Raw genomic sequence first — 26782 nt, 5'->3', positions numbered from 1 at the left:
GTATTGCTATTTACGAACCTGTTTCCGACGCCGACAGACCGAACGCGTGGTATCTTTACCGAGCAGCTTGCGCGAGAACTCGCGAATTTCTGTGATGTGACGGTGCTCTGTCCGCTGCCGTGGTTTCCAGCTTGGTCTTTCCTGCGCCGTTTCCCCCGCTGGTATGAGTTTGCGACTGTGCCTCGCGAGTACGACATTGATCGCGTGAAGGTGTACTCCCAAAGTATGTGGTTCTGCCGCGTATTTCCGAGCCATTGCTGGCCGTGCTGATGTTCTTGGGTTCGCTGATGACGGTGCGCAGACTGCACCGCAACGCACCTTTCGACGTCATCAACTCGATGTGGCTTTATCCCGACTCAGTGGCAGCGGGATGGATCGCGAAGTGGTTGCGCATTCCCATGGTACCCACTGCGCTCGGTTGTGACGTCAACCGCATGTTGAATGAAGGTGGAAAACGCCAGCAGATTCTGTCGATGTTGCTTGGATCCAAGTCCATCACGGCGGTCTCGGAAGACTTGCGCGGAGGGATGGTCACCAATGGAATCCCGGCGACACGCATTGCGACCATACCCAACGGCGTGAACAATTCGCTGTTTTTCTTGCGCGACAAGTCAGAGGCTCGCATCGGCCTTGGCCTGCCACGCGAATGCAAAATAATCGTCTATGTCGGCCGGTTGAGTGAAGAGAAGGGCATTTCCACACTGATTGACGCGGCAGGCGAACTGCGCCGACGCCGCGACGATTTCCTGCTTTGCTTGGTTGGTGATGGCCCGCTAATGGGCGTATTGCAGTCACGCGTACAGACGCTCGAAATCGAAAGCAGTGTTCGATTCGTCGGGCACCAGAACCATGCAGCGGTTGCGAATTGGCTGGGCGCCTGTGACGTTTTTTGTCTGCCGAGCCTTCGCGAAGGGTGCCCCAATGTGGTGATCGAAGCACTCTCATCGGGACGCCCAGTTGTCGCCTCCCGCGTAGGGGGGATTCCGGACATGGTGGGGGACGCGACAGGAATCCTGGTCAAGGCACAGCATGTGCAAGGGTTTACGGAAGCGCTCGACACAGCACTGACAAGAAACTGGGATACAAAACTGATTGCCGAGTCGATGGAAGGCGCGACGTGGCGCGCAGCGGCGGAGAATTATTTTCTGGCCTACGGAAACGCTATATCCACTACACGAACTGCAAATCAGGGCAACGATTCAAGCACCAAAACCTAGCGTCAGCGGGAGCCTCCCCGGTTTTGCAGGAGAGGCCGTATAAGTTTGACAGTTCCGGCAGTCGCATTTGCGGTGAACCTGCAACGGGTGCTACTCGTGATTCAAGGGATCAGGATTCGGATGCAAAGACACTTTCAAGATTTGCGAGTTTTTGACCTTAGTCACAGATAAGGCCCCTTTGAGGGGCCCCGCGACGCGAAAGCCCCCGTCTTTGTCGTGGGATGGTTACAGAAAACACCTTAAAAATAAGACATAGAAAACCCCTTCACGACCGCAACCCAGGAGACCGTGATGCCGACAATAATGGCGACGTCTTTCTTAGTCAAGACCACCTGCTCTTTCATATTCTTCACGACCACCACGCACATGCCCAGCAAGACATAGAGCGTTTCATATTCCAGCGTAACGAACATTGCGCTGACCAAGTAGCCGACCAAGATGAGTTGCAGTGCCGTTGCGTAGGCCTTGTTAAGGGACTCGTACGGGCCTGCCTTATACATGTATAGCCCCTTGAATGCCAGATAGGAAAGCGAAATCCACAGAAATAATCCTGGCAGTCCGGTCTCGCCCATAATTTCGATGGCTGAATTGTGAGCGATCAGGCGCGCAGTCCAGACACGGAAATTGGCTTTGCCAATGCCCAACAGCGGATTGGATTGCACCATGTTTACGCCCTGCGCCCACATTTCCACACGATGTTGGGCGGACCGATTCTCATCTTTTACCGCTGTCAGGTGAGACGGTGCGACGACGTATAGGCCGCCCAGCAATACGCCGAAAATTGTCATCTTGAAAATGGAAACCTTGAATCGCATCAGTAAATAAAGTCCGAAAATGGCGATTACGGCGAGGAATCCCCCCCTTGATCCCGTGTAGTAGGTGGCTAACAGCAAGGGGCCTAACATCAAGAGTCCAAAGATTCGCATCGCCATTTTGAATGGTGGACCGAGCAAGACCAGCACGATCGGCAAGCCAATCGTGTAGACCACGCAAAACACGCCTGGCCCGTCAAAAATATTGAGCCAGCGGGTCCGGCCGGTTCCGCCCGCCGCGATCACACTGGGATCGACCCAGCCCAGCGTCTGACCCGCCCAACCGATTCCTGCTGGATGATGTTTTTGCTGGATGCCTTCGACGACCAGAATCACGACGAAAAACAGTAGAAGCCACAGCGCCCGGCGCAAGTGCGGCATGGTCGGGATCGAGACAATGAACAATCGGTAGAGAATGAAGCACCGCACGTAGTAGAAGAGGGTGATGTAGGTGGCCGGGTTTTTGGGATTTGCAGCGGCTGATAAGGTCATCCAGAAGATCATGCCGAGAAACAGCCAATCCATGGTGCGAAATCGAAAAAATTCGACCAGACGCCCGCGCAATGCGACGGCAATCATCCACGCTGGAATAATGATGTAGTCCGTGGGTAGCCCGATGAACGGCTTGATCCACAACTGCGGCGCGATGAAAAGGTTGATGAAATATATCGCGAGGAATGTCATCGGAGCGGTGAGAAATGAAGCCTGACTTCGTGAGTTCAGAGCGTTCGCAGGGCGACGATACGCGCCGTGAGACTGCCCCGTTGATGGGAGCTGGTTTGGTGCGAAGCAGAACGCTTGTCAGACGAAATCGGCACTTGTTCAAATCCTGTAAGTTGAAACCAAACTGTCGAACATATTCCGCGGCGACCCAACTAGTTTTTCTTGTTGTCCCTGCTATGCTCGGATATGGCGTAGGGTCGCACAATCTGCGCATTCGGCGTGAGGTAGTTCCACACGTAATCGGTGAGACTGAGACTTTTTGCGCAGAAGCCGCGGACAACTCCGTCGGCGCAAAGATCGCTTCTGAGTCTGTCCTCGTAAGGCCATGGCCAGAGATTCTCCGTCGTTTCAGCGTTGAATCCCGAATCGCCAAACATCGAACCATTCCCGCCGATTCTGTTGACAATTTGCGCGCCGACCTGGTGCCCGGCATCGCCCGCCTTCTTCAGCGCGGAGGCCATCTCGATGCGCGGCAAATGTTTCAAGCCACCGGTCAAGGGGTTGAATGAGGTCTCGCCGGTCGCGTAGCAACTGCGGTGATTGTTTGCATGGCAATTATTGTATTGGTGTGTGAGTTTGCCCCGACCCATTTCGCCGCTGAACGCCCGATCCACATTCGCGATGATTGAATTCTGAACATCGAGCGTCGACTCGCGACCGGCATAGAGCGCGAACGCGGGCTTCGATAATTTGCCGATCGTCATCCGGTTGACGGTCAGCGCGTGGTCTCCATTGTTCATGAAAAGACCGCTTGCCGCGTTCCAGATTACAGTGTCTTGGATATGCGCGTCGTCCACTTTGCCGTATCCGTCCAGGCCGATTGCAGCACCTTTTACATTGAGTACCATGGTCCCACTTACGCGCGTGCCCGAATGCACCGGCAAGATCGTCCGATCATTGTTCTTGACGATATAAATGCCAGCGCCCCAACCGGGATAGTCCGGTCGCTGTCGATCACGAGGCTGTTTTGCAGGTATACATCTTTCGCGTTATAAATCGTAATGCCACCTTGCGGATTCCGGCCGTCGTAGGTCCAACCGGCGTCGTGCCGGGCAACGACCCGGCGAAGCACGACAAATTCCGCGTTATAAACCAGAATTTTGTAACGACCGCCCGGCCCGTAGACCCAACTATCCTCGAACAGTATGTGTTGCGCGCCTGGTGTTTGATCGTTCGTGCCAATCACGAGTGTCGCCACATTGCCGATCGCCGGGCCGCCTTTGAATGCACAACGCAGGAATCGCAAGTGATGGCCAGCAACAGCCTTAGTGTACGCGCTATCCCATTTTAGTCCCTCGAACTGGAGATAGCCCGACGTCAGCGGCAACGAAAATTCGCGCGTCAGCGTGACGCTGCCGTCGACTGCCGCTTTGATGACGTTGTAGGCGCCCGGTTTGCCGTTGGGCAGTTGCACGATGCGCGTGATAGCGTCGCCGACTGCGGAATAGCTGCCGGCAGCGAGAGTGACGGTATCGCCGCCCGAAGTAGACATCATCGCCAGGCCACTGATCAAGAATTTCTTGGGGCTCGCCTTAGTGCCCTTGCCGGTGTCGTTCGCCGCCATGGAATCCACATAAATGTCCTTGCCGAATACGGTTTGTGGCGACAGGCAGAGGAGCAATATGAGCGTCAGAAATTTCAAGTGAACACAATTCGTGCAGTGAACAAGCCGCGTGCGCGTGTATCCGATCCAGGAAAGGTCTGATCAAGTCTACTTTGAAGGTGGTTCGACAAGCTCTCCACGAAGGGACTCGACAAGTTCGCGTTCGTCCTGAGCCCGTCAAAGGGCTTGATCAGAGGTGCCCGAAATTGATGTGCGCCGAACATCGGAGTCATGCCGCGGCCGCTGTCGGCACGGCGATCTGTAAACCCGATTGGTAGCGGCGGTCAACCATTATTCAGGAATGACGCGCGCCGAGAAATAGTCGCTATAGACCTTTTGGCCATCGAAATTCATATGAACCAAATCCGAAAATCCATCATAGCTGGTGACCACGCCTGTCGAATGATCCATGAGGGGTACATTGTATGGGGCGAGTTCGCGTTCAAATTGTTTCACGTATTCGGCGAAGCCAAAACGGTTCGCGACATAGACCGGGTGAAAGGGAGGAACCACGACGATCAGTTCAGTGCGATTTTCCCGAGTGACCTCGATCATCCGCGCCAATCGCGGAAAGTCGATCATTACTTTCTTCTGCGTGCCGCCGAGCCGATTGGGCGCGACCTTTGGGAGGCGGAATTTGTAGGCGTTTCCGTGTCCCTGATCGTCCCGGCGCAATAGCCAATAATAAAAGCTGCGGTGAAAGACTTCATTGTTGAAATGCAATAGCGGTAACGCCGCCAGAGACCAACGGAGCGCGGGCTGATCGCCCAGAAACTGTGGTAGCAACTCGCGATTGAACGCCGACATGAAAATTTGCACATCGAGTGTTCCGTCTTTCTCGTCTTCGAGCGAGCCGGCATTGATATAAAGTCGCTCGACCGTGCAACCACAGCCCCGGTAAAACGTTTCCATGATCGCGAGCAGATCCGTACTGCGCAGGTCGTTGAATGCCAGATTAAGAAACTTAATGTCGCGCCGTTTTTTGTTGATCAGGTCCGCGCTCAAGCCATCCATAAACTGAGAATTGCCGATTGCAATATGCAGCTTCTTGCCGGCAAATGAACTTGCGCCATTGGCGGCCAGCGCTAGTCGAAAGCCGGAGTGGCCAACAATTTGGCGTGCAAGGTTGCCGAGGTATGAGACACCGAGAAAAATGGCGGCAATGGCGGCAATCCATTTGGCGAAAACCCAGATATGCACCGTGGCTTCCTTAGAATTGAAAGTAGATGAAGGGATGAGCGGAAAAATTCCCCAACAACAGGAATAGTGCAGTGGCGACCACGGCCAGTGAAACCTTGCGCGGTACGCTCCTCAGCCGCACAAATGTTCTGGGTACGCTCATTTTCTCAATCATCACCGCCAGAAAGATCAGGCCCATGCACTTGATCGCGGAAAATTTTGTCGTGAGATCGAGAATTGAGTTCCAGTCGAGCATGCCGGAAAGGTACTTTGCCGCAGTATTAAAATCCGGCGACCGAAAGAACACCCATGAGATACAAACCAAATTGAAGGTGACAAACGTGCCGACGAGGCGCTGCATCCCGGGCTTCGGCTGGTAATTTGTCAACCGCTCGATGGCCAGCATCAAACCGTGGATTGCGCCCCAGACAACGAACGTCCATGCTGCACCGTGCCAAAGCCCGCCGAGCAGCATCACAAGTGCCAGATTTATATAGGTGCGGACCGCGCCCTTGCGGTTGCCACCGAGCGAAAAGTACAAGTAATCGCGCAGCCAGCTCGAAAGCGAGATGTGCCAGCGTCGCCAGAATTCCGTGATCGATGCCGACAAATAGGGCCGATTGAAGTTCTTAGGGAACTTGAATCCCAGCGTTCGGGAAATGCCGATCGCCATTTCAGAATAACCGCAAAAATCATAGTAAATCTGGAATGCATACAGGTAGAAACCCAGCCAATGATTTGCGGCAGTCGTCTGACCCGCCCCCATATAGACTTGGTCTACAAAGACGCCCAGGTTGTCGGCGATCACCAGCTTCTTGAACATGCCCATGCAAAACAACGCCATGCCGGTAGAGAATTGGAATTTGTTGAATATCCTCGGGCTTTTCAACTGAGGTAGGAATACTGACGCCCGAATAATCGGGCCGGCCACCAACTGCGGAAAAAACACAATATACGCAAGCAAGCGCGGCATCGAGATGGTGCCGAAGTCGTAATGTTTCCGATCCACCACGTAGCTGATTGCGTGGAACACGTAAAACGAGATCCCAACCGGCAACAGAAGCGTGGTCATGCCAAACGCGAATCCGAAGGCCGACATTTGCTGGGCGAAGAAATTGTAGTACTTGAAGACGAACAGAATAGCCAGCAGCGCGGCCACTGTCACAAAGGTGATGTATTTGCGATCCGACCACACTTGGGCCGCGTAGGCAATCGCGGTCACTACTAGAACCAGCAGCACGTACTCCGGCTTCCAGACCGAATAGAAATACAGGCTGCCGCAGACGATCAAGGCGACTTGCGCCTTGACATTGCGGAGCGCAAAAAAAGTCAGAAAAAAGAGCGCGAAGAAAATGACAAACTGATAGGAGTTGAATAGCATCTCTCGTTATTTTTCCTATTATTCTTGCGTGGCCGCGCGCCAGTAGAATGGCTAATTCTACCTGCACTCAAATGGTCTACTGCCGTTCCAACATTGGTCATTTTCGCACTATTCTTTGCAGGGGGAAAGGAATAGCCGTTCAGGTAATTGGGTCCGGAAGACCGACGCTTCACGGCAGGGCTGGAAATCGGAGATCGTGTCGCGGCTCGCATCATCAAGGAAATCCCCGCGGTAATGTCATCCAATCGCTGCAGACCCAACCACAGAAACCAGCACGCCTTGATCATAGAACCAAAGTTCTCCGTGTCCAGCGAAAATGTCAGACATGATCAGGGCAAAGCAGGGGTTATTTACATGATTTTCATTCTGAGTCTGACCCAATGTTGTGGCAGTGGCCGTGCAGAAAGCCCAAGCAAGGACATAATCCAACTTATGGTAAAACGCATTCAGGAAAAGGGGCCGCCGTTGTGATTTGTCGACCTAAAAGCAAGCGTATAGTCTCGCATTAAAGTGCTTTTTCAGACATCGGTGATCGGCGCGACTCTATGTTAGACCTCACATTCAAAGGTTCGGAAAGTCCATCGTGCGTCCTGCTTTTGGGTGCCCATTGTGATGATCTGGAAATTGGCTGCGGCGGTACCATACTTCTAATGGCCGAGCGGTGGCCAAAAACGAAATTTGTGTGGATTACACTCAGTTCCGATGCAAAACGGGCGCGGGAAACTCATGCTGCCGCCAGGAGGCTGCTTCGCGGCGCCGATGATGCAATAATTCGCGTAGAGCAATTCAGGGGTAGTTACTTCCCTTACGATGGCGCAACGCTAAAAGAGTACATCGAGACGCTCAAAGCGTACGAGCCGGATCTGATATTGACTCACTACCGGCTGGACCTGCACCAGGATCACCGGGTCACGAATGAACTCACATGGAATACCTTCCGAAATCACTTGGATACTAGAATACGAAATCCCAAAATTTGACGGGGATCTTGGCATTCCCAACACCTACGTTCCCCTGTCAGTAGAGCATCTACAGAGAAAAATTCAGATTCTCCTCGAGTGTTTTCCTAGCCAGTTGCATCGCAAGTGGTACACGCAAAGCACATTTGAGGCAATTGCCCGACTACGCGGTATTGAATGCAATGCGCCAGAAGGCTATGCTGAAGCGTTTTATGGACGAAAGAACCGTTTGCTTTGGTAGGCCTGCGTTTCGATGCGCCAGCATGACCAGGTTATGGGCCGACCAGTTGACGCCTGATCGAAAAAGTGATCGCTAACCGAGCGCCTGAAAGGATATGAATTGAACCGAAGCTTCTGGCAGGGCAAACGTGTTTTTGTTACGGGCCACACGGGTTTCAAAGGGAGCTGGCTGGTGTTGTGGCTAGCTGACATGGGCGCGGAAGTACACGGCTATGCGCTGGCTGCCCCGACGCAGCCCGATTTTTTACGATTTGCGATCTCAACTCCCGTTTGCGTTCGAACACGATTGCCGACATTCGCGACGCTGCTGCTTTGACATCGGCGATGCGTGCGGCGAAACCGCAAGTCGTGTTGCACCGGCGGCACAATCACTTGTGCGCCTGTCTTACGAGGAACCTGTCGAAACGTTCTCGGTTAACGTAATGGGAACCGTCAACCTTCTGGAAGCTGCGCGGCAATCCCCGAGATATTCAAGCCGTCGTCAATATTACGACGGACAAGTGTTACGAGAATCGCGAGTGGGTCTGGTCATACAGGGAAATTGAAGCGCTAGGTGGGCATGACCCGTATTCAAGCAGCAAAGGATGTTCCGAACTGGTCACTGCTTCATACCGGCGCTCATTTTTTGAGGGCACGGAAACCCAATTGGCCAGCGCTCGTGCAGGCAACGTAATCGGCGGCGGAGATTGGGCGAAGGATCGCCTCATTCCAGATTTCTTGCGTGCACTAGACGCAGGCGTCGCTCTAACGATACGGTCCCCTAAGGCGACCAGGCCCTGGCAGCACGTGTTAGAGCCACTCTCTGGCTACATGACATTGGCGGAGCGGCTTTGCACAGAAGGCAAGGATTTTGCCGAGGCATGGAATTTCGGGCCTGAGGAAACAGATGCGCGCCCGGTTCAGTGGATTGTTGAGCGCCTTTGCAGCCTAGTGCCAGGATCAAGTTGGCATTGTGATCCCTCGCCGCAGCCGCACGAAGCAAACTACCTCAAACTTGACAGTTCCAAGGCCAAGACAAGATTGGATTGGCATCCGCGATGGAAGCTGGAGTTGGCCCTCAAAAACACATTGTCCTGGCATCGCGCTTGGCGGCGAGGAGAGGATATGTCATCAATCAGTCTCGCCCAAATCCGCGAGTACGAAGCTGCCATCAGCGCTTAATCGATGTCGATCATGGCAAAACGATCAAGGTTTAGCGGATTGCGGGGGCCCGTTCATTAAAAGGGGGGGGCTCATTGGGTTACAATTAGAATGTTATTGGGCGAACAAAAAACAGACACCTATATACGTTCGCGTGATAGGTCACCCACGAACATTTTCGCGGCATGGAAATACACGGAGCGGACCACGCAGTGAAATTCACCGAAACGGAAATCGCCGGGGCTTGGGTGATCGGCATGGAAAAGCGCGAGGATGATCGCGGTTTCTTGCCCGCGTGTGGTGCGACGATGAATTTCGAGCCCATGGCCTTAATCCTGTCCATGTCCAGATCAATACGCAGTTTAGTCCGCGCACAGGCACCCTGCGCGGCATGCATTTCCAGCGGGCACCGCATGCGGAGGTAAAAGTGGCTCGCTGCCTGCGCGGTTCCGCTTACGATGTGTTGATCGATCTTCGCCCCACATCGCCTACCTTCCGCAAGTGGTTTGGCATAGCGCTCACGCCCGAGGCCGGTGACATGCTCTATGTGCCGGAAGGCTGCGCACACGGCTACTTGACGCTGTCAGACAACACCGAAGTTCTTTACTTCACTTCGCACATCTTTGCGCCCAAGTCGGCGACTGGTGTGCGCTTCGACGATTCTACTTTCAACATCCAGTGGCCGCGCAGCATTGATGTAATATCCCAAGCCGACCGCGCGTGGCCAGATTTCGAGCACTCCCAGGAGAAAACCGTATGATCCTCACCGATACCGCACTGGCCAAACGGCTGCAGGAAAACAACCCCGTTAAGGTCGCCATGGTGGGCGCGGGTTATATGTCGCAATGTATCGCCATGCAGATTATCCAGGCTACACCGGGCATGCGCCTGGTCGCCATTTCCAATCGCACACCGTCAAAGGCCGAGCAGGTTTATCGCGATTCCGGTGTTACGGAAACCGTGCGCGCGACCTCCGCTGCGGCACTGGAACTGGCAATTTCGCAGAACAAGTACGTGGTGACCGACGACCCATCCATACTTTGGGACGCGGGCTCAGTTGAATGCGTGATCGAAGTTACCGGCGACCCGGAATTTGGCACGCGCGTTGCATACAACGCACTGCGCAACGGCAAACACGTCATCATGCTGAACGCGGAAGTCGATGCTTCCGTCGGCTGCATACTAAAGACCTATGCAGACACCTCGGGCGTGGTCTATTCTTATACCGACGGCGATGAGCCGGGCGTCATGATGAACCTTTTCCGTTTTGTCGAAAGCATGGGCTGCCAGCCGATGCTTGTCGGCCAGTTGAAAGGCATGCTGGATCGATATCGCACCCCCGCCACGCAACAGGAATTTGCACAGAAGTTCAATGTCAACGCCGCCATCGTTGCCTCATTTGCCGATGGTTCCAAGCTTAATCTCGAGTCAGCGATCATGGGCAACGCAACCGGTTTCTCGCCCGCTATTCGTGGCATGAACGGCTATCCTTGTCCCCATGTGAACGACCTTATGGGCAAGTATGGATTGGCCGATTTCGCCAGCGGCGGCCTGGTCGACTATGTGCTTGGCGCGGCGCCGCATACCGGCGCCTTCGTCATGTGCTACAACGAACAGCCGATGCGCGGCAAACTGCTGGCCTACCTGAAGATGGGAAACGGACCGTTCTACATGTTCTACACGCCGTACCACCTGCCGCCGATGCAACTGCCGCACAGCGTGGCGCGCGCGGTGCTGTTCAATGACCCGACTATTACGCCGAAAGGCGCGCCGACCTGCGACACCATTGCCTACGCCAAGAAGGACCTGAAAGTCGGCGAACGCCTCGACGGCATGGGCGGCTACACCAACTATGGTGTCGTTGACCGTTACGACACGTGCCGCAAAGGCAACTTTGTGCCAATGGCGGTATCGCTCGATTGCGTTATGACCCGGTGACGTCGCCAAAGACCAACCGATTACATACGACATGATCAAGCTGCCACCGGATCGCCTGGTAGACAAGCTGCGCGATGAGCAGACTGCGCGCTTTCCCGTCAAATCGTAACCCACAACCCAAACTGCGAATCAGGATTACTGAACATGAGCGAAACACTGCAGCAACGCGCGCACCGCTTGATCCCGGGCGGCTCACACACGTATGCAAAGGGTGATGACCAGTACCCCGCGGATGCACCGGCGTTCATGGAGCGTGGCAAGGGCTGCAACGTCTGGGATAGCGACGGCAAGAAGTACATTGAGTACGGCATGGGTTTGCGCGCCGTGACTCTGGGGCATGCCCACGAGGGCTGCATCGAGGCCGCTTGCGCGCAGATGCGCCTGGGTGTCAATTTCAATCGGCCATCCTCGATTGAAGTCGAGGCCGCCGAGGCACTGCTGTCGATCCTGCCGCGCGCCGAGCAGGTCAAGTTTGCGAAGGACGGATCGACGGTATTGACCGCCGCGATTACGCTTGCGCGAGCACATACCGGTCGCGTCAAAATCGCGCTTTGTTCGGACCATCCATTTTTTCGTATAACGACTGGTTCATGATCACGACCGGCATTCCTAGCGGCATTCCGGAGGCGCGCAAGCAGGAAACCGTCACATTCAAATACAACGACCTCGCCGGTGCCGAGCGCATCTTTGCCGAAAATCCGGGTCAGATTGCCTGTGTGCTACTGGAGGCTGCGCGTACCGAAGAGCCGAAAGATGGCTTCCTTCACAAGTTGCGCGATCTTGCACATCGCAACGGTGCCTTGTTCATCATCGATGAAATGGTCACCGGATTACGCTGGGACATTGGCGGCGCTCAAGCGGTCTACGATATCGAGCCGGACCTGGCCACCTTCGGCAAAGCATTGGGCAACGGCTTTGCGATTTCTGCATTGGTCGGAAAGCGCGAAGTCATGGACTTGGGCGGGCTCCATCATGAACGTGAGCGTGTGTTCCTGTTGTCCACCACCCATGGCGCCGAATCATCAGCGCTGGCGGTAGTGAAGAAGATCATCGGCATTTATAAAACTGAAGATGTCATCGGCACGCTGTACCGCCAGGGTGAACGCCTCCGCACCGGCATTCGAAAGGCGGTTGAGGAATTGAAACTTCAAGACAACTTCACCATGGACGGCCGGCCTTGTTCAATTTGTATGGCACGCGCGACGCGGACAAGAAGCCGTCGCAGCCTTTCCGCACGCTGTTCCTGCAGCAGACGCTGCGGCGCGGCCTGTTGGCGCCCAATTTCATTATCAGCTATGCGCATGACGACGCCGCAGTCGACCAGACCATCGAGGCCGTATCCGAGGCACTAGTGGTGTATCGAAAAGCGCTGGACGAAGGGGTGGAAAAATACCTTGAAGGCCGCCCCATCAAGCCGGTCTACCGTCGCTTCAACTAGGCTAGCCAGGGGCCAACCGGCGATGCTGCACGAGATGCGACGACGGGCTTCCCGATATTTCGCGCCCGGCGGGCGTTGCTGACCCCATGGCGGTCGGCGGCGAGCCCGCTGCGGGCAGGCCAATCCGCATCGGGCTGATGGGCATGTATGTCAGCCGCAATCTGGGAGACGTGGCCATACAGTTGGCGGTGATGGCAGCCTTGAAAGCCCGCCGGCCAGATATCGAGTTTATCGGGCTCTGCCAGGTCCCCGCCGACACCGTTCGCTCGTTCAAGATCCCGGCAATGGCTTCGTCGGGCGAAACTGAAATGCTGATGCCGGCCGACAACGACAATTCAGTCGTGCCGGTTACAACAGCGGAAGGATCGCGTCTATCACGTCTCGTCGGAAGATTCACTTCGTTGCTTCGCATTCGCCGAGTCATGCGTGACCTCGACATGTTGCTGATCTCGGGAAGTGGCCAGATCGATGATTTCTGGGGCGGACCCTGGCGCAGCCATATAACATGATGGTTTGGAGTCACATTGCGCGCCGGCAGAAAAAGCCAGTGGCTGTCTTCGGCGTGGGGTGGATGAACTGTCCACATTCCTCGGCGCGCGATTCTGCCTGCGCACGTTAAATGCTGCCGAGATTTGTGTGGTGCGCGATCCCGGCTCGCGTGATGTGCTTGAAAGGCTGGGTTATCGACGAATTGTGGATGTATGCGCCGATCCGGCGTTCCATCTCAGTGGTGAAGGCGGGATGCCGGACAATCCGCCATTTGCTGTCATCAGCCCGATTTCCCGCCGCGCGTGGCCAGGCACCGAGGACGAAAGTTACGATCACTACCTGACGGCACTTGCACTGGTGGCTGACCAATTGCAATCCCAGGGAATCGAAGTGCGATACGTCTGCTCGCAGACCAAAATGGATCCACCGGTTGTGGCGCGGGTACGGAAGCGAATGAAAGGCGATATCGATCGCGCCATTGCGGTCGACGTGAATACCGTGGACGACTACCTTGCCGCCGTCGCCGGCGCGCGTGTCGTGGTCGGTTCGCGCCTGCACGCGATGATTCTCGCCATGGTGGCGGGAACGCCGGTGGTGGCCATATCGGCCGTTCGCAAGGTGCGCCAACAGTTTGCCGATATGGGGATGGCAGAACTGGCGTTCGACATGCGTGTGCTTGACGTTGCGCAATTGCTTCGTCGCGTGCAGGATGTCGTCAATGAGCCGGACAGCAACCGGCAGCGTGTGCTGGCGGTTACACGCGAATTTCGCGCGCAACTGGATGGCAGATTTGACCGTCTTGCAGCATTGATTCCGGCGCGTGCGGCAATGGCAAGATGAGTAATTGAAAATGAAAGTAACCATGGCTGAAAAACGGCCGGAACCAACGTAAAAACTGACGAAGCCAGCGGAGGGAAACTTATGAAGGTAGTCCTTTTTTGCGGTGGCCTGGGTACTCGCCTGCGCGAGCATTCCGACACCATTCCGAAACCGCTGGTCAGTATCGGCCACCGGCCCATCCTGTGGCACATGATGCGTTACTACGCGCACTTCGGTCATACCGAGTTCATCCTTTGCCTGGGCTATCGGGGTGACTTGATACGCGAATACTTTCTCAAGTACAACGAGTGCATGTCCAACGATTTCGTGATGTCCGAGGGAGGCAAGAAGATCGAGCTCATGTCGAGCGACATCGACAAGTGGCGCATTACGTTCGTCGATACCGGCCAGAACTCCAACATTGGCCAGCGCCTGCTTCGTGCGCGCAAATACCTGGGCGACGACGAAATGTTCCTTGCCAACTACTCCGATGCGCTTACCGACCTGCCCCTGGATGATCACATCCAGAAATTCAAAAATGGCGACGCGGTCGCGAGTTTTGTCGCCGTGCCAACGCCGCAGAGTTTTCATGGCGTCACGGCCGAGAGCGACGGCATTGTCACGGCATTCGGCGCGATGAGCGATGCGACATTTGCTATCAATGCAGGGTACTTCTGCCTGCGCGAGCAGATTTTCGATTACATCAATGAGGGGAAGAACTGGTCGAAGTGCCTTTCCAGCGATTGATTTCAGCGAAGAAGCTTACGGCGTATCGCTACCGCGGCTTCTGGCAGCAGATGGATACGCTGAAGGACAAGATGACCTATGACCAGATGGCCGGCCGCGGCGATTGCCCATGGATGGTGTGGAAATGATCGATTCCATCGTTCAGCCGGGCCGCATCGACCAGGAGTAAATGCATTGTCAGGTGAACCAGCACAAAAAAAATCCCCGGTTATCTCCATCGGGGTGCCTGTATACAATACCGAGCGCTTCATAGGCGAAGCGCTCGATTCGTTGCTTGCGCAAACCTTTACCGATTTTGAAATTGTCATCTCGGACAATACGTCCACCGATCGCACCGGGAGAGATCTGCCAGGAATACGCCTTGCGTGACAGCCGCATTCGCTATATCCGCCAGCCAGAGAATATCGGCCTGCCGCGAAATTGGAATGCCATGCATGCAGCAAAAGGTGAGCTTTTCAGGTGGGCCTCGGCCAGTGACTACTGCGCGCCGACGATGCTGGAGAAGTGCGTGGCCGCATTGCGCGCCGATCCAGGCGTCGTCCTCTGCTATGGAAAAACCGAATACGTGGACGAGCATGGCAAGCGCATTGAAATCTACGAAGGCGACACGAGTTTCGAGCAGGTGCGTCCCAGTGAACGCTTCGAGGCGGTAAGCCAGAAGTTATCGCGTAACAACCCGCAATGTGGTCTGGTGAGGCTTGGTGTCCTCAAGCGAACCGGGCTCGACCGGACCTATCCCGCCGGAGACATGGTGCTGATGGCCGAACTGGCACTCCACGGAAAATTCAAGCTGCTGCCCGAGGTCATGCTGTTTCGCCGGCAGAGCCCGGCCACTCTGACGTCGATGCTGTCGCCGCGTGACCTGCAACGGGCTTTCAACCCGAAGTCGACGTCATATATCAAGATGCTGCGCCTGCGATGGCACATGGATGCAATGTCCAGCATTTGGCGCTCGCCGGTTTCGCTCGCCGAGAAATTCCGTGCCAGTGCATCGGCTATCCGCTACCTGCGCTGGGAACGCGCCAAGATCTGGCGCGAGTTCCTGACGCTATTTTCGAAATAACCTTTGTCCAACGCCGTAAAAAATGCGGGCACGAAGCCTCGCTATCACGTTCCTGCTACTGGCCGCCTGCGAGCGCGCGCCGGTCCAACCTCAGCCGCAAAAGCTGTCTGCTACGCCCGCTGTTGCCGCCGCCGCCATGTTCCCATTGCAGCGGACGGCTGCGCATCGTTGCCTGGCCGCCCAGGACGGAAATCCGTTCCTGATGCACGGAGACGCCGCATGGTCGCTAATCGTGCAGCTGAAACGCGAAGAGGTTATCCGCTACATGGAGGACCGGCGGCGGCGCGGCTTCAACACATTGCTGGTCAATGTCATCGAACACGAGGTCGCGCGCGATGCACCGCGCAATGCTTACGGTGATGCGCCGTTTATGGCGGCCGGCGATTTCAGCAAGCCCAATGAAAAGTACTTCGCGCATGTCGACTGGGTCCTTGAGCGGGCGGCCGAGCATGGCTTCCTCGTGCTTCTGACGCCAGCGTACCTTGGCTACGACGGGGGCAGCGAAGGCTGGTACAAGGAAGTGCGTAAGGCCGGGCTGGAACGCATGCGCATGTACGGTCGCTATCTTGGCGCGCGCTATCGCAACGCGAAAAATGTGATCTGGGTGCATGGCGGTGACTTTAATCCACCCGACCGCGCGGGCATGTTGGCGCTGCAGGAGGGCATCCACGAAGCCGCGCCAGGCTCACTGCACAGCTTTCACGGCGCGCGGGGGACGACGGCGCGGCCGTTCCTCGACAAGGACGGGATGTGGCTGGACCTGGACACTGTCTATACGACGGAGAAGAATGTGGTGCGTTCCTCGCTTGCCGCGTATCGCGCGTCAACGCTGCCATTCATTTTTATCGAGGGCCAGTACGAGAACGCAGGTGCCAGCGAATTGATTGTGCGTACCCAGGCGTTTCAGGCAATGTTATCTGGCGCATGCGGGCAGATCATGGGCAACAAGCCGGTTTGGGCTTTCGATCCGATCTGGGAAAAATCGTTGGACAGCCATGGCGCCCGCAGCATGATGCGCTTAAGGGCAAAGCTGGAACAATACCGCTGGTTCGATTTCCATCCTGTATCAAATGGCTTTCTGGTCAAAGGCGAGGGCGCCAACAGCGAGCGTGCTGCGGCTGCGTTGTCGATGGATGAAAGACGCGTGCTGGTGTATATCCCGACTCCACGGACCGTTGTGATTGACGCCAAGCAGTTGAAGATGCCGATCAAGACGCAGTGGATCGATCCCGCCGGTGGGCCGCCGGCGGACGGCACGCCGATCCTGTCGCCCAGCGGCGTTGACTTTGCCTCACCAGGCAAGAATTCCAGCGGTTACGGCGACTGGCTGCTGGTTATCGAAGGGAAATAGCCATTTCAGGCTGAAGCAGGAATCAAACTCCAGTATTGGCGGGCTTTTTGGGGCACAAATGGCTGGAAAGGCTCGCCAATGCTTGGGTTTGAAAGCCGAAATTTCGAATTGCGGCCGTGGCGAAGTTCGCGGTGGATTGAGTCAGGTAGCGGTCTGGCGATCAGAACATTCGCGCTCCACCGCCGAAGAAAACCAGCGGAAGTCATGGAGACCGGCTACTCACGGTCGCATTGTGCTGAATGCAATCGTAGCATCAAGAGCGAGAATCGCCACGCCCGCATTTGAATAGGTGCGCACCGTATCTGTCTTGCCAAGCACAAGCATCGTAGTTTCAAGTTAATATTGGTCTACATAGGGAGCAGAGCACACCACAATCCATCACAAAAGATGGTAGTGCCCTGCCAGGGAAGAGTCGAGTCTTATGACTAAATCAAAGAATCCTTCACGTTTTTTTGTTAACGCCATCGCGAACTGGGGCGCATTCCTTTTCGTCGCCATCGTCAGTTTTTTCCTTTCGCCGTTCATTGTCCAGCACCTTGGCGCAACCGCCTACGGTGTGTGGTCCTTGCTGGTGGCGCTGGTCGGATACCTGGGCCTCCTGGACTTCGGGGTTCGGGGTGCCGTGACGCGCTACGTGGCTCACCATTATGCCGTGGACGACAATGAAGCATGTTCATCCATCGTCACTGCCGGCCTCGTGATGTTCGGCATTCTGGGCTTGCTTGCAATATTGCTTTCCGGTGTATTTGCCTACTTTTCACCGACCCTATTCAATATCCCGGAAACACTGGTATTGGAAGCTCGCATCGCGCTCATACTTGGCGGCCTTACAGTAGCAACCACGCTGATCGGTGCGGTCTTTGCAGGAGTGGTCACAGGCCTTGAGCGATTCGACATCAGTAGTGGCGTGGAAGTCGGCGTCACCGCCATTCGAACCATCGCGGTGGTGATCGCATTGAATGCTGGATACGGGCTGGTCGCGCTGGGTTACATTCATCTCGCTGCATCGGTCCTGTATGGAGTAGCGGCGTGGACAACGGTTCGCAGAATCTATCCGGCACTCAGACTGAAGTTGCGTGGTTCTCTTATGCCGCATATCAAGACCATCGTTTCATTCAGTGCTTTTTGAGCCTAATTCATGTATTCGGACTATTGATCTACTACAGTAACGCGCTGATCATTGCAGCGTTCCTGCCGATCGCGGCCGTCACATTTTTTGCTATTGCCGGCAGTCTCATCGATTACGCAAGCAAAGTCGCGAGCGCACTCTCGAAGATGATGACGCCCAGGGTGAGTGCGCTGACATCGGTGGGCAGCAAAGACATTAGCCAGGAAATTGTTAGCGCGGCTCGGATTGCGACGCTCGCCACAGCGCCGATCGCGGTGACTTTCTGGTTTCGAGGCGAGTCATTTGTCAGCTTGTGGATGGGGCAGGAATATGGGCCGATTTCTGGAGAAATCCTGCGTATTCTTTCATTGATGGTATTCCTTGGTGGCGCACGGGGCATCGCTATAGCGTCCATTATTGGGATGAACCGGCACAGGGCACTGATTCCGGATTGGCCTTTGAGGCCATCAGCAACATTGCATTGAGTATCGCGTTGGTTCGACCGTTCGGCGTTTCGGGGTGTCGCCATCGGTGCGCTTATACCCAGCATACTGGTGGGGGGTCGGATTTATTCCTAGGTGCCTCGCAAAAGCCACCGGGATATCGCTCGCACATTCTTTCGTAGCGCATGGCTGTTGCCGTTCCTTGCGTGTGTGCCGTTTGCTGTGACAAGCGCACTTGTCGAGAAATACTATCCGGCTGCCAATCTGGCAGTTTTCTTTACAGGTAGCTGTTCTACTAGCCTTGGTGCCCGCAGCGGCATGGTTTCTGTGTCTTACTCCTGTCGAAAGGCAACAGGTCAGATTCAGTATAGTTAAACGTATCAATTTGCAACGGCGCTTGTCCGCATCCCGGAGGGTCACGCTCAAAGCGGTACGTGCGGTCATCGAGCCTGTGGAAGAGTACTTCTTTGTCGTGCTGTTCTATTACTTTGTTCGGCCGGTAGCGAGATTTCTTCCCGTCCCATTTGGAAAGCGGATCTATGCAGTTGTCTCTCAGGTTCTTGCGTACCTTTCGTTTCATGGGCGCGACATCGCGAGTGACTACGTTTCGGCTTATGGAAGCGCGCCGGCGCAAGGTTGGCGAATTGCGCAGAAGAAACTGTATTGGTCCATTTGGGAGTATGCGGTTCACATCAGGTCAACATACCGGCCACTTTCGTATCGCGGGTGCGAATGCAGCCAGATAAATCGCTCAGCCCTGGAAAAGATTTTGTCGACCAACAAATCGTTCATCGTGGCCATGGGACATTTTGCTCGCGACGAACCAGGCTGCTGGGCGCTGGACTCCACAGTATTGCCACTGAGCGTCGTGCAGCTTCTTGGCCCGATTCCGCCGATCGAGTTGCAGCATCCGCACCTCATGAACAACCGCGTTCATTTGCGCGCCATGGAGGGTCTTCTGCGGGTATTGCATGAGGGCGAAATTGATCTCGCTATGGTTGGGGAGGAGTCCGCGTCCGGGGCCAAGCTCATTAGACGCCTCAAGACCACAAGATGTGCCTTGGTCATGTACGTCGATCCCCCATGGAATCCGGCGAAGCACCGGAGTGCAATCGTCCGTCCGTTTGCAGCGACCGAGCGCTCGCCCTTTGCCGTTGGCGCAGCCCGCATGGCGAGAGCGACCGGATGTCCCATCCTGCTTTGCATACCAGAACGCATTGACGATGACCATTGCAGGCTAGTCTGGCATGATCCGATTTGGGTGGCGGATGATGGCGGGCAGGATGCAGATGTCTCCACGACAAACAGCCTCCTCGATGTCATTGAAAGGTGCATCGGAAGGAGCCCTGAACGGTACATATTGCCCATTGGCGAAGGCCGGCGATGGAACTCGGCACTTGATTGCTGGGAGAAAAAATCAAATTCGCTGCCGGTTCACCCCCCCCCAATTCCGGCTACCTAGCGATGTCTTCGCCAGGTGTACTTGAAAACTACAGGGTCGTCTGAAACGTCCCAATTTGGGTGCCGAAAGTCGACAGCCGTTAAGCGGGCGTGGCCACCACCCGCATCCTGCTCGACAGCATCGCGCTGGTCTTTGGCAGGTGCCCGATCGCTATATCATGCAAAGGGGCCGTTCATCTTGGAGAGTGGTGTGGCGGGCGCTGCATGAAAGCAATTTGGATGACGTGATCGCAGCGGTACTGCCGCTTGGCGGTGTGGCTACGATGTTTTCGGTGCTTCTTGGCGATTCTGCCCCAGTACGCTGCCGAGCAACGAACGCAACACCAGCATCGCGGCGCGGACGGGAGTATCCCGCATAGCCAGGCGAGGCGTAACGGATTGCGTCGCCATAGCGGCCTTGCAGGTAATAGGCCTCGGCGGCTTCGCGGTACATATGCCGAGTCATGCAAGCCCTGGTCGCCGGCCAGTCAATGTCAGCAAACATCGGGTTCGATTTCACAATACCGGCTGCCTGCTCGATGATGCGGTGGCGTGTCGCCAGAAGCAGGTCCGTCTTTTTGGAAATATTGTGCGGATGCACGATGAAACAGTACCACTTCGGCATCATAGTAAAACCGGGCACCCCTGTTGAGCAGACGCAACCACAGTTCCTTGTCAACCAGGCAGGGAAAACTGCCGTCGAAATAGCTCACTTCGGCCAACGCACGGCGACGCGCCACCACGCTGGATGCGTTGACAAAATTGTGGTTCAGCATGCGCAGGAAACACTCGCGCACTGAGAGTTCATTCAGTCCGGCAATCGGCGGATCGGCGCGAAGCGGTTTGCTGTCTGAATCGATGATGCGGCTATGGCCGTGAACCAGCGTAAGAGCCGAATCCCCTTCCAGTCGCGCGACCTGGCTTGCCAGGTGGCCGGGCAGCCAGCAATCGTCGGAATCCAGGAACGCAATGTATGGCGCAGCGCCTTCGACCAGTCCCACGTTGCGCGAACCGGCCGGACCCTTGTGATCGGACGCCAGGTAGACTACACGCGAATCTTTCAGTGCATCCAGCGAGTGTTTAAGATTGTCGGTGTAGTCGTCCGCAGAGCCGTCGTTGATGATCCAGGCCGTCCAGTCCGTGAAACTCTGCGCGCGCAGGCTGGCAAGCGCCTCGTCAAGGAAAAGGAGCGGCGTGTTGTAGACCGGAATGATGACATCGACCTGGGACATGTCGGCTAGCGGCGTGTGAGGTTAATCAACTGAAGATCGGTACGAGGCGCGTGTAACACGGCAGCATGATTTGACCCTCTGGCAATTCTGCGCATCTTCTTCCCGGCCTGATTTCGCTTCTTGTTGGTGCTGGCGGTATCAGCGTTCGAGCAGCTTGACGATGAGCGCCGTGACATCATGTACTGTCGCCGCCAGGAATGCAACGACGACAGCGAAACACGCGCGCACCGCTAGCGAGCACGTACGAAGTGAAAATCCAGCACGCCAAGGCACAGCATATCTTATAGCCTTGCTGAAGTGGCCCAGAGAAAAGTAGACTTCGGCCGCCTCACGGTACATGTGACGAGCCATTTCCCTGCGCATTACCGGCCAATCAATGCTGGAAAATTGCGGGTTGCCGCGCACCAGTGCCTCGGCTTTTTCGATCACGCGGCGGCGCGTGTCGAGCAACAGGCCCGTCTTGTGCGAGACATTGCCCGGATGCACTCGGTAAAGCGCCGAGCATACCGGTTCATACCAGAACTTGGCACCGGCATTTAGCATGCGCATCCACCACTCTTTGTCACCGAGGCTCGGAAAGCTGGGGTCAAAGCCGCCGGTCGCTTCCAGAATTGACCGACGCAACACAACGGTGGACGCTCCCCCGAAGTTTTGCTTCAGTATGCGCGTAAAGGCGCCCTTGAGATCAAGCTCATTGAGTCCCACCAGCGGCGCAGGTGTTGGCATGGTTTGGCTGTCTGCGTCAATAATGGTGAAATAGCTGTGCGCCAGTGAGACATCCGGCCGCGTGTCCAGCACCGCAACCTGCTGCGCGAGATGATGCGGTAGCCACACGTCGTCGGAATCGAGCAAGGCAATGTATATGGCGCTGCCGCGCCCCATGGCGACGTTGCGCGAGCCGGTGGCGCCCTTGTGGCCCGTGTACAGGTAGTTAAGGCGGTTATCATTGTAGGACTCCAGCAGACTCTTAAGTTGCACGCCATAGCTGTCGTCGGAGCCGTCATCGACGATCCACGCGCACCAGTCGCCCATAGTCTGCGCGATCAGACTGGCGAGCGCATCGGCCAGGTACGAAAGCGGGGTGTTGTAGGCCGGGATGATTACGTCAACCTTCGACATTGCGGCTGCTCCAAAAGGTGTGGCCGGAAATTGGCTGAAAACGTGGCGGTAAGGCGGCGCGGCCGGCAGCTTGCTCGCTACGCGATCTGCGGTAACAAATCAATATAAAATTAATTTTGGCACAGTCGTCACGGTTTGGCGAGGGCGCCAGCCCCGATCCTAAGTTGCAGATCGCCATCTGGCGCGCATTTCGAGGAAAAGTGGCTTGAAACCCGCGCCAATGCAGGAGTTTGCTGGTTTGTCCGGAGGGAAGTTACGCCCTGCCAGCCACATCCAGGATCTGCCGCGCGTTCTGCTCCCAGGTGTGCTCACGCACCAGTTGCGCATAGGCGCGGTCGGCGACGGCTTTGCGCAACTCGCTTGAGGAAAGCAACGCGGACAGCTTGTCGGTTAGTTCCTCCAGCTTCAAGGGCGCAAACAGCAGCGCCGTCTCGCCATCGACATGCACATCCTCGATGGGCGCAAGCCTGGGCGCCACCACCGGCACATGGAGACCCATGAATTCGAACATCACCACCGGCGAGCCGAATTCGTTTGAGTGCGGCAAGACCGCAATGTCGGCCAGGCAAAGATAGCCAAGAACCGCTTTGCGCGGTACAGCGCCGGCAAACACCAGGTGCTTATCAAGCCCGAGTGAGGCCGCCTTGGTGCGCGCCTCAGCCAGCACCGGGCCATCACCTACCACCAACAGTTTGACATCGGGAAAGGGGGCGGTCAGTTTTGCCAGCGCGCTCATCAGGAAATCAAGCCGGTCCCACTTGTCGAACCAGCCAGCAACCACCATCACCTTGCTACCGGTGAGGCCAAGTTGCGCTATGAGACCGGGATCGCGCTTGACGAGCGCAAATTTTTCGATATCCACCGCGTTTGGCACGACCCGCACCCGCGCAGGTTCCACGCCGTTGGCAAGGATGCGGTCGCGCAAATGGCTGGAAACCGTCAGGATGCCGGCACAGCGGCTGAACAGCGAACGCTCGAAACGCCGGCACAGCCTCTCGAAATTCTGCTTGCGCGCGCGGTCCTTGATGCCGCTGACTTCGTTGGCTTCCAGCACAAACGGGATGTTGTATTTCGCGGCCTTGCGCGAACCGGCCAGAAGGTAGAAAGCGTACCGCTCATAGATGATGTCGTAGTGCGACGCGGCAAGCACTTCCTCGAGCCTTCGCCCGGCGGGAACGTTATAGGCAATTTCGGCCAGTTCGAACAGCCAGTTGGGCAGGTTGCGGCTGATCCAGCTCCAGACGCGCTGCATACCTTTGGTCTTTACCGGCGACTTGTCGACCGGGGCATCGCCGGCCGCCTTCATCGGGTCGACGCCCGAGGGCGACAATACCATCACGTGGTGACCCATTTTCTCGAGTGCGTGAACGATGCTCACGATATGTACGCCCTCCGCGCCGCGGCCCTGCGTACGGTGGTGGTAGAGGATTCGTAGAGGGCGCTGCGGCTGATTCATGCGGAATTTCCTTTGTAGAGCAACTCGTATTTCGTCAACATGTTGTTGATCGAAAACTCGGTGATAAGGAACTCACGGCCGGCGGCACCCAGTTGCTGCCGCTTTTCGGGCGAGTCAGCCAGCATCCTGATGGCCGCGGCCATGGCAGCGATATCGCCTGCCGGCATCAGCACGCCGGTATCAGGTTTCACTGTTTCCGACATTCCGCCAACCTGCGTGCCGATTACCGGCAACGAAGCGCGCATCGCTTCCAGTACCGCGATTGACACGCCTTCGTAATTGGATGACATCAGGAAAATGTCACTTTGCGACAGCAGGTCGGCGACGTCGTGGCGAAAGCCGATAAACGACACACGATCCTCCAGCGCCAGTTCCGCAGCCAATGCTTCCAATGTCGCGCGTTCCGGACCATCGCCCACCAACCACAATTTTGCATTGGCGCAAGCAGCGGCGTGAAAGGCGCGAATCATCATCGCCTGATTTTTGATTGTAGCTAGTCGGCCGACGGTAATGCAGATAACTTCGCCGCCGTTTTTGGCGCGTGGGCAGTCTCATCCACCTGTATCCCGTTGTGAATGGTGGCGAGGCGTGAGCCCGGAATGCCGATTTCTTCGCGGATATAGGTCTGTACTGAATCGGATACGGTAACGATCTTCGCGAACAACGGTGCCAGCATTCGCTCCAGCGTGTGCCGCACACGCCGTTTCAGCTGTGAACTCCAGCCCGGCGCGTAGTCCATGTAGGGTCCGTGCACGGTTTGGATGCAAACGGGCGTGCGCGCCAGCACGCCGGCAAGCGCCGCTTCCAGGTACACCCCCCAATTGTGCGCGTGCATTACGTCGATATTGCGCTCCCGCAGCAGGCGGGAAAGTCTGAACGGCAAGCGCAGGTCGTTGCCTTCGCCCTTGTCCAGACACACAACGTGAATCCGCGGATCCACACTCGCTGCCAGGTCACCCAACATCTTGACGCAGCAGATGGTGACTTCGTGGGACCTTGCCATTTCATTGGCGAGATCGATCGCGACTTTTCCGCGCCGCCAAACTCTGGGCGATTCGATCAAGTGCAGGATTCGCATGGGCCAGCGGTCGAGCTGCGCCAGCCGGTGCGGCCAGCGCATGAATCTTCCGGTACATATCCCAGGCGCTGAAGTAATGCAGCCGGTAGCCCGGGCGGTCTCGGAAGCGCGCTTCCAGTGCATTCCACAGCGTCTCGAATCCGCCGCCTTCGAACAGCATGTCCATGGTGTCGTCCACCGCGCCGTGTGTATGGATCTTGATGAACAGGTTGCCCGGAGCACCGTCAATGCCGATGGCGCAACTTTCCCACAGTGCCACCCGTTCGGCGGAAGGCGGCGTGTCTTGCGAAATCTCGGCCGACTCAATGCGCGGTATAACGCCGAACTTGCGACTCTTCCAGTTGAAGCAAAGCGGCCCCTGTACAAGCAGCAGCTCACCCGGTTTGGCCCATTCGCCCCGTTTTACATCGCGGCCAGCGTCGTGCGATTTGCACTTTCCGTCGTGGCCGCGGGCGAAATAGATCGAGTTGATTTTAGCTGTCTGCGTATCGCTCGGCGCCGAGGGCATGGTCATATCGTACCTGCAGCCGGTACGCACCAGTACGTCGAGTTCATTGGTGACACCGCACCAGCGGCCATCGGGTCGCGAATTGTCCAGCGCCCAGTTGCCGTGGATAAAGCCGTATATGATTTCGCCGGTCGCAGCATCCTTGCGAAGGAAGCCGTGGCGCTCGAATAGCGTGGTCTTAAATCTGTTTAGCGTAAGCTCGAGATTCTCGGCGGTGTCGTTGTCGTGGTGGAGATGTACTTCTACATCGCCGATTCGCTGGTCACAGATCGTTTTCACCTGGTCCAGGACCCGCGGATCGTACTCTTCGGCCGGGTAAAAAAAGGAGTGCACAGGATAATTGCCGTCACTGTCGCGATGCTGTTTCGCCAATGTAGGAGATTTGTCCGTCCACCGCTTGACCCGAGCGTACGCGAGCCCGCTGTCGGCGCCGTAGCCATAGGGCTCGAAATGATCGGCGAAGCAGAAATACACATCGACGCCCGTGGCGCAAGTTGGCGGCACACGCTTGCCTGCATCGCGAAGGTACGACCCGATCCAGTACTGCATGTTGCGCGACCGGATGATCACCCAGAGCGCCAGCGTTACCAGCAAGGCGCCGGCAACCAGAATTGTCAGGATTGGATTCACGCAGCTTCCCTCATCTTACGGGAGCGCTGTGCCTTGCGCCACTGTACCTGCTGCGTCCGGCGCAGGAACCCGGAACAGCCCGAACACGCTGCCGTGTTCATGGTGCAGAAGTAGAACGGCACATAAACAAACGTGGGCAGGCTGGCGCGCTTGCGCATCAGCCAGCCGGCGATACCCAAGGCATAGAACAGAATCTGCAGCATCAGCAGCAAGCTGTAAAAGCCGCCGAATTGAATAGCCGTCGCGACATTGGCCAGCAGCAGCACGATCAACCAGAGCGGCGACGTCCAGCGCAAAATCTTGTGGGAGAAGAAGGCGAGAGTGAACCAGTTGCGTGGCGGCAGCAAGTAAGCCATATGTCGCGCGATGGTTTGAAGCCACCTGCAACCATCCGCACCTTGACGAAGAAATCGTCGCGGATTTCAATCGAGGCAAACTCATGGGACTCCGCACCTGTCTCATACAAAACCCGAAGCCCCTTTTTCACGATTAGCAGTGTGAGCTCGGCATCATCGTTGATAACTGTCTCGTCCATGGGTTCGTAGAGCGCACGGCGCACAGCAAAGATCTCACCGTCGCCGTTGGTGATTGATCCCAGGCGACTTTCTGCCAATTTGATCGCCGACTCATATTTCCAGTACAGGCTGTCACCTTCACTGGATTCGCGTT

Annotated in this window: 22 protein-coding genes and 6 pseudogenes; 14 read left to right on the top strand and 14 right to left on the bottom strand. The window is 56.2% G+C overall.

The features are described 5' to 3' along the window. Positions 1–227: 227 nt before the first annotated feature. Positions 228–1217 carry a glycosyltransferase gene (locus IPP88_20815; GenBank protein MBL0125043.1) on the top strand — a complete coding sequence of 330 codons (990 nt, stop codon included), beginning with the start codon at positions 228–230 and terminating at the stop codon, positions 1215–1217. Between the two features lie 239 nt (positions 1218–1456). Here the strand turns inward: IPP88_20815 and IPP88_20810 are convergent, their stop codons facing one another. The 5 genes from IPP88_20810 to IPP88_20790 all read right to left on the bottom strand — a co-directional run bounded on the left by IPP88_20810 (position 1457) and on the right by IPP88_20790 (position 6915). Further along, positions 1457–2713 (bottom strand): O-antigen ligase family protein, encoded by a 1257-nt coding sequence (locus IPP88_20810; protein MBL0125042.1) that lies wholly within the window; start codon positions 2711–2713, stop codon positions 1457–1459. Between the two features lie 191 nt (positions 2714–2904). After that, complete coding sequence (locus IPP88_20805) at positions 2905–3600, bottom strand: hypothetical protein (protein ID MBL0125041.1); 696 nt, start codon at positions 3598–3600, stop codon at positions 2905–2907. Between the two features lie 8 nt (positions 3601–3608). Further along, positions 3609–4394 (bottom strand): hypothetical protein, encoded by a 786-nt coding sequence (locus IPP88_20800; GenBank protein ID MBL0125040.1) that lies wholly within the window; start codon positions 4392–4394, stop codon positions 3609–3611. 252 nt (positions 4395–4646) lie between these two features. Then, entirely contained in the window at positions 4647–5555 is a 909-nt protein-coding gene (locus IPP88_20795) for a hypothetical protein (protein MBL0125039.1), read from the bottom strand. A 10-nt stretch (positions 5556–5565) separates the two neighbouring features. Next, positions 5566–6915 (bottom strand): MBOAT family protein, encoded by a 1350-nt coding sequence (locus IPP88_20790; GenBank protein MBL0125038.1) that lies wholly within the window; start codon positions 6913–6915, stop codon positions 5566–5568. Between the two features lie 545 nt (positions 6916–7460). Between IPP88_20790 and IPP88_20785 the strand changes: the two are divergent. From IPP88_20785 to IPP88_20725, 13 genes and pseudogenes are all read left to right on the top strand, one after another. Beyond that, positions 7461–8115 (top strand): annotated as a pseudogene (locus tag IPP88_20785) (PIG-L family deacetylase). A gap of 189 nt (positions 8116–8304) precedes the next feature. Continuing rightward, positions 8305–9275 (top strand): annotated as a pseudogene (gene rfbG / locus IPP88_20780) (CDP-glucose 4,6-dehydratase). Between the two features lie 191 nt (positions 9276–9466). After that, positions 9467–10014: pseudogene (locus IPP88_20775) on the top strand (dTDP-4-dehydrorhamnose 3,5-epimerase family protein). After that, positions 10011–11301 (top strand): annotated as a pseudogene (locus tag IPP88_20770) (Gfo/Idh/MocA family oxidoreductase). The pseudogenes IPP88_20775 and IPP88_20770 overlap by 4 nt, the downstream one beginning before the upstream one ends. 35 nt (positions 11302–11336) lie before the next feature. Continuing rightward, a pseudogene (locus IPP88_20765) lies at positions 11337–12630 on the top strand (glutamate-1-semialdehyde 2,1-aminomutase). Positions 12631–12716: 86 nt separating this feature from the next. After that, positions 12717–13139, top strand: coding sequence for a hypothetical protein (locus IPP88_20760; protein MBL0125037.1), 423 nt, complete (start codon positions 12717–12719; stop codon positions 13137–13139). A 58-nt stretch (positions 13140–13197) separates the two neighbouring features. Beyond that, positions 13198–13959: a polysaccharide pyruvyl transferase family protein gene (locus tag IPP88_20755; GenBank protein ID MBL0125036.1), complete on the top strand. Its 762-nt coding sequence runs from the start codon at positions 13198–13200 to the stop codon at positions 13957–13959. An 81-nt stretch (positions 13960–14040) separates the two neighbouring features. After that, positions 14041–14813, top strand: a pseudogene (locus IPP88_20750) (glucose-1-phosphate cytidylyltransferase). Between the two features lie 46 nt (positions 14814–14859). Then, complete coding sequence (locus tag IPP88_20745) at positions 14860–15054, top strand: glycosyltransferase (protein MBL0125035.1); 195 nt, start codon at positions 14860–14862, stop codon at positions 15052–15054. Further along, on the top strand, positions 15047–15748 hold the full coding sequence (locus IPP88_20740; protein MBL0125034.1) for a glycosyltransferase: 702 nt from the start codon (positions 15047–15049) through the stop codon (positions 15746–15748). The genes IPP88_20745 and IPP88_20740 overlap by 8 nt, the downstream gene beginning before the upstream one ends. Before the next feature lie 22 nt (positions 15749–15770). Further along, on the top strand, positions 15771–17099 hold the full coding sequence (locus IPP88_20735; GenBank protein ID MBL0125033.1) for a DUF4038 domain-containing protein: 1329 nt from the start codon (positions 15771–15773) through the stop codon (positions 17097–17099). 421 nt (positions 17100–17520) lie between these two features. Continuing rightward, positions 17521–18228, top strand: coding sequence for an oligosaccharide flippase family protein (locus IPP88_20730; GenBank protein ID MBL0125032.1), 708 nt, complete (start codon positions 17521–17523; stop codon positions 18226–18228). Continuing rightward, a complete protein-coding gene (locus IPP88_20725) occupies positions 18129–18692 on the top strand; it encodes an oligosaccharide flippase family protein (GenBank protein MBL0125031.1) in 564 nt (187 codons plus the stop codon). The genes IPP88_20730 and IPP88_20725 overlap by 100 nt, the downstream gene beginning before the upstream one ends. Before the next feature lie 709 nt (positions 18693–19401). Here IPP88_20725 and IPP88_20720 read toward each other — a convergent pair. The 9 genes from IPP88_20720 to IPP88_20680 form a co-directional block, all read right to left on the bottom strand. Then, a complete protein-coding gene (locus IPP88_20720) occupies positions 19402–19881 on the bottom strand; it encodes a hypothetical protein (protein MBL0125030.1) in 480 nt (159 codons plus the stop codon). Between the two features lie 703 nt (positions 19882–20584). After that, positions 20585–21322, bottom strand: coding sequence for a glycosyltransferase family 2 protein (locus tag IPP88_20715; protein ID MBL0125029.1), 738 nt, complete (start codon positions 21320–21322; stop codon positions 20585–20587). A gap of 138 nt (positions 21323–21460) precedes the next feature. After that, positions 21461–22441 carry a glycosyltransferase family 2 protein gene (locus tag IPP88_20710; GenBank protein ID MBL0125028.1) on the bottom strand — a complete coding sequence of 327 codons (981 nt, stop codon included), beginning with the start codon at positions 22439–22441 and terminating at the stop codon, positions 21461–21463. A 253-nt stretch (positions 22442–22694) separates the two neighbouring features. Next, the gene (locus IPP88_20705) at positions 22695–23897 is read right to left on the bottom strand and encodes a glycosyltransferase (protein ID MBL0125027.1); all 1203 of its coding nucleotides are present in this window, start codon (positions 23895–23897) and stop codon (positions 22695–22697) included. After that, complete coding sequence (locus IPP88_20700; protein MBL0125026.1) at positions 23894–24415, bottom strand: glycosyltransferase; 522 nt, start codon at positions 24413–24415, stop codon at positions 23894–23896. Before IPP88_20700 ends, IPP88_20705 begins: the two co-directional genes overlap by 4 nt. Further along, positions 24391–24900 (bottom strand): glycosyltransferase, encoded by a 510-nt coding sequence (locus tag IPP88_20695; GenBank protein ID MBL0125025.1) that lies wholly within the window; start codon positions 24898–24900, stop codon positions 24391–24393. The genes IPP88_20700 and IPP88_20695 overlap by 25 nt, the downstream gene beginning before the upstream one ends. Before the next feature lies 1 nt (position 24901). Continuing rightward, on the bottom strand, positions 24902–26113 hold the full coding sequence (locus IPP88_20690; GenBank protein ID MBL0125024.1) for a hypothetical protein: 1212 nt from the start codon (positions 26111–26113) through the stop codon (positions 24902–24904). Further along, complete coding sequence (locus IPP88_20685; GenBank protein ID MBL0125023.1) at positions 26110–26385, bottom strand: hypothetical protein; 276 nt, start codon at positions 26383–26385, stop codon at positions 26110–26112. The genes IPP88_20690 and IPP88_20685 overlap by 4 nt, the downstream gene beginning before the upstream one ends. Then, on the bottom strand, positions 26382–26782 hold a 401-nt coding region (locus IPP88_20680), incomplete at its 5' end, for a hypothetical protein (protein MBL0125022.1). The genes IPP88_20685 and IPP88_20680, both read right to left, overlap by 4 nt.

The organism is Betaproteobacteria bacterium, assembly GCA_016720925.1.
Taxonomy (GTDB): Bacteria; Pseudomonadota; Gammaproteobacteria; order Burkholderiales; family Usitatibacteraceae; genus UKL13-2.
The sequence above is the reverse complement of the archived record's forward strand: the minus strand, read 5'-3'. Positions and strand labels throughout refer to the sequence as shown.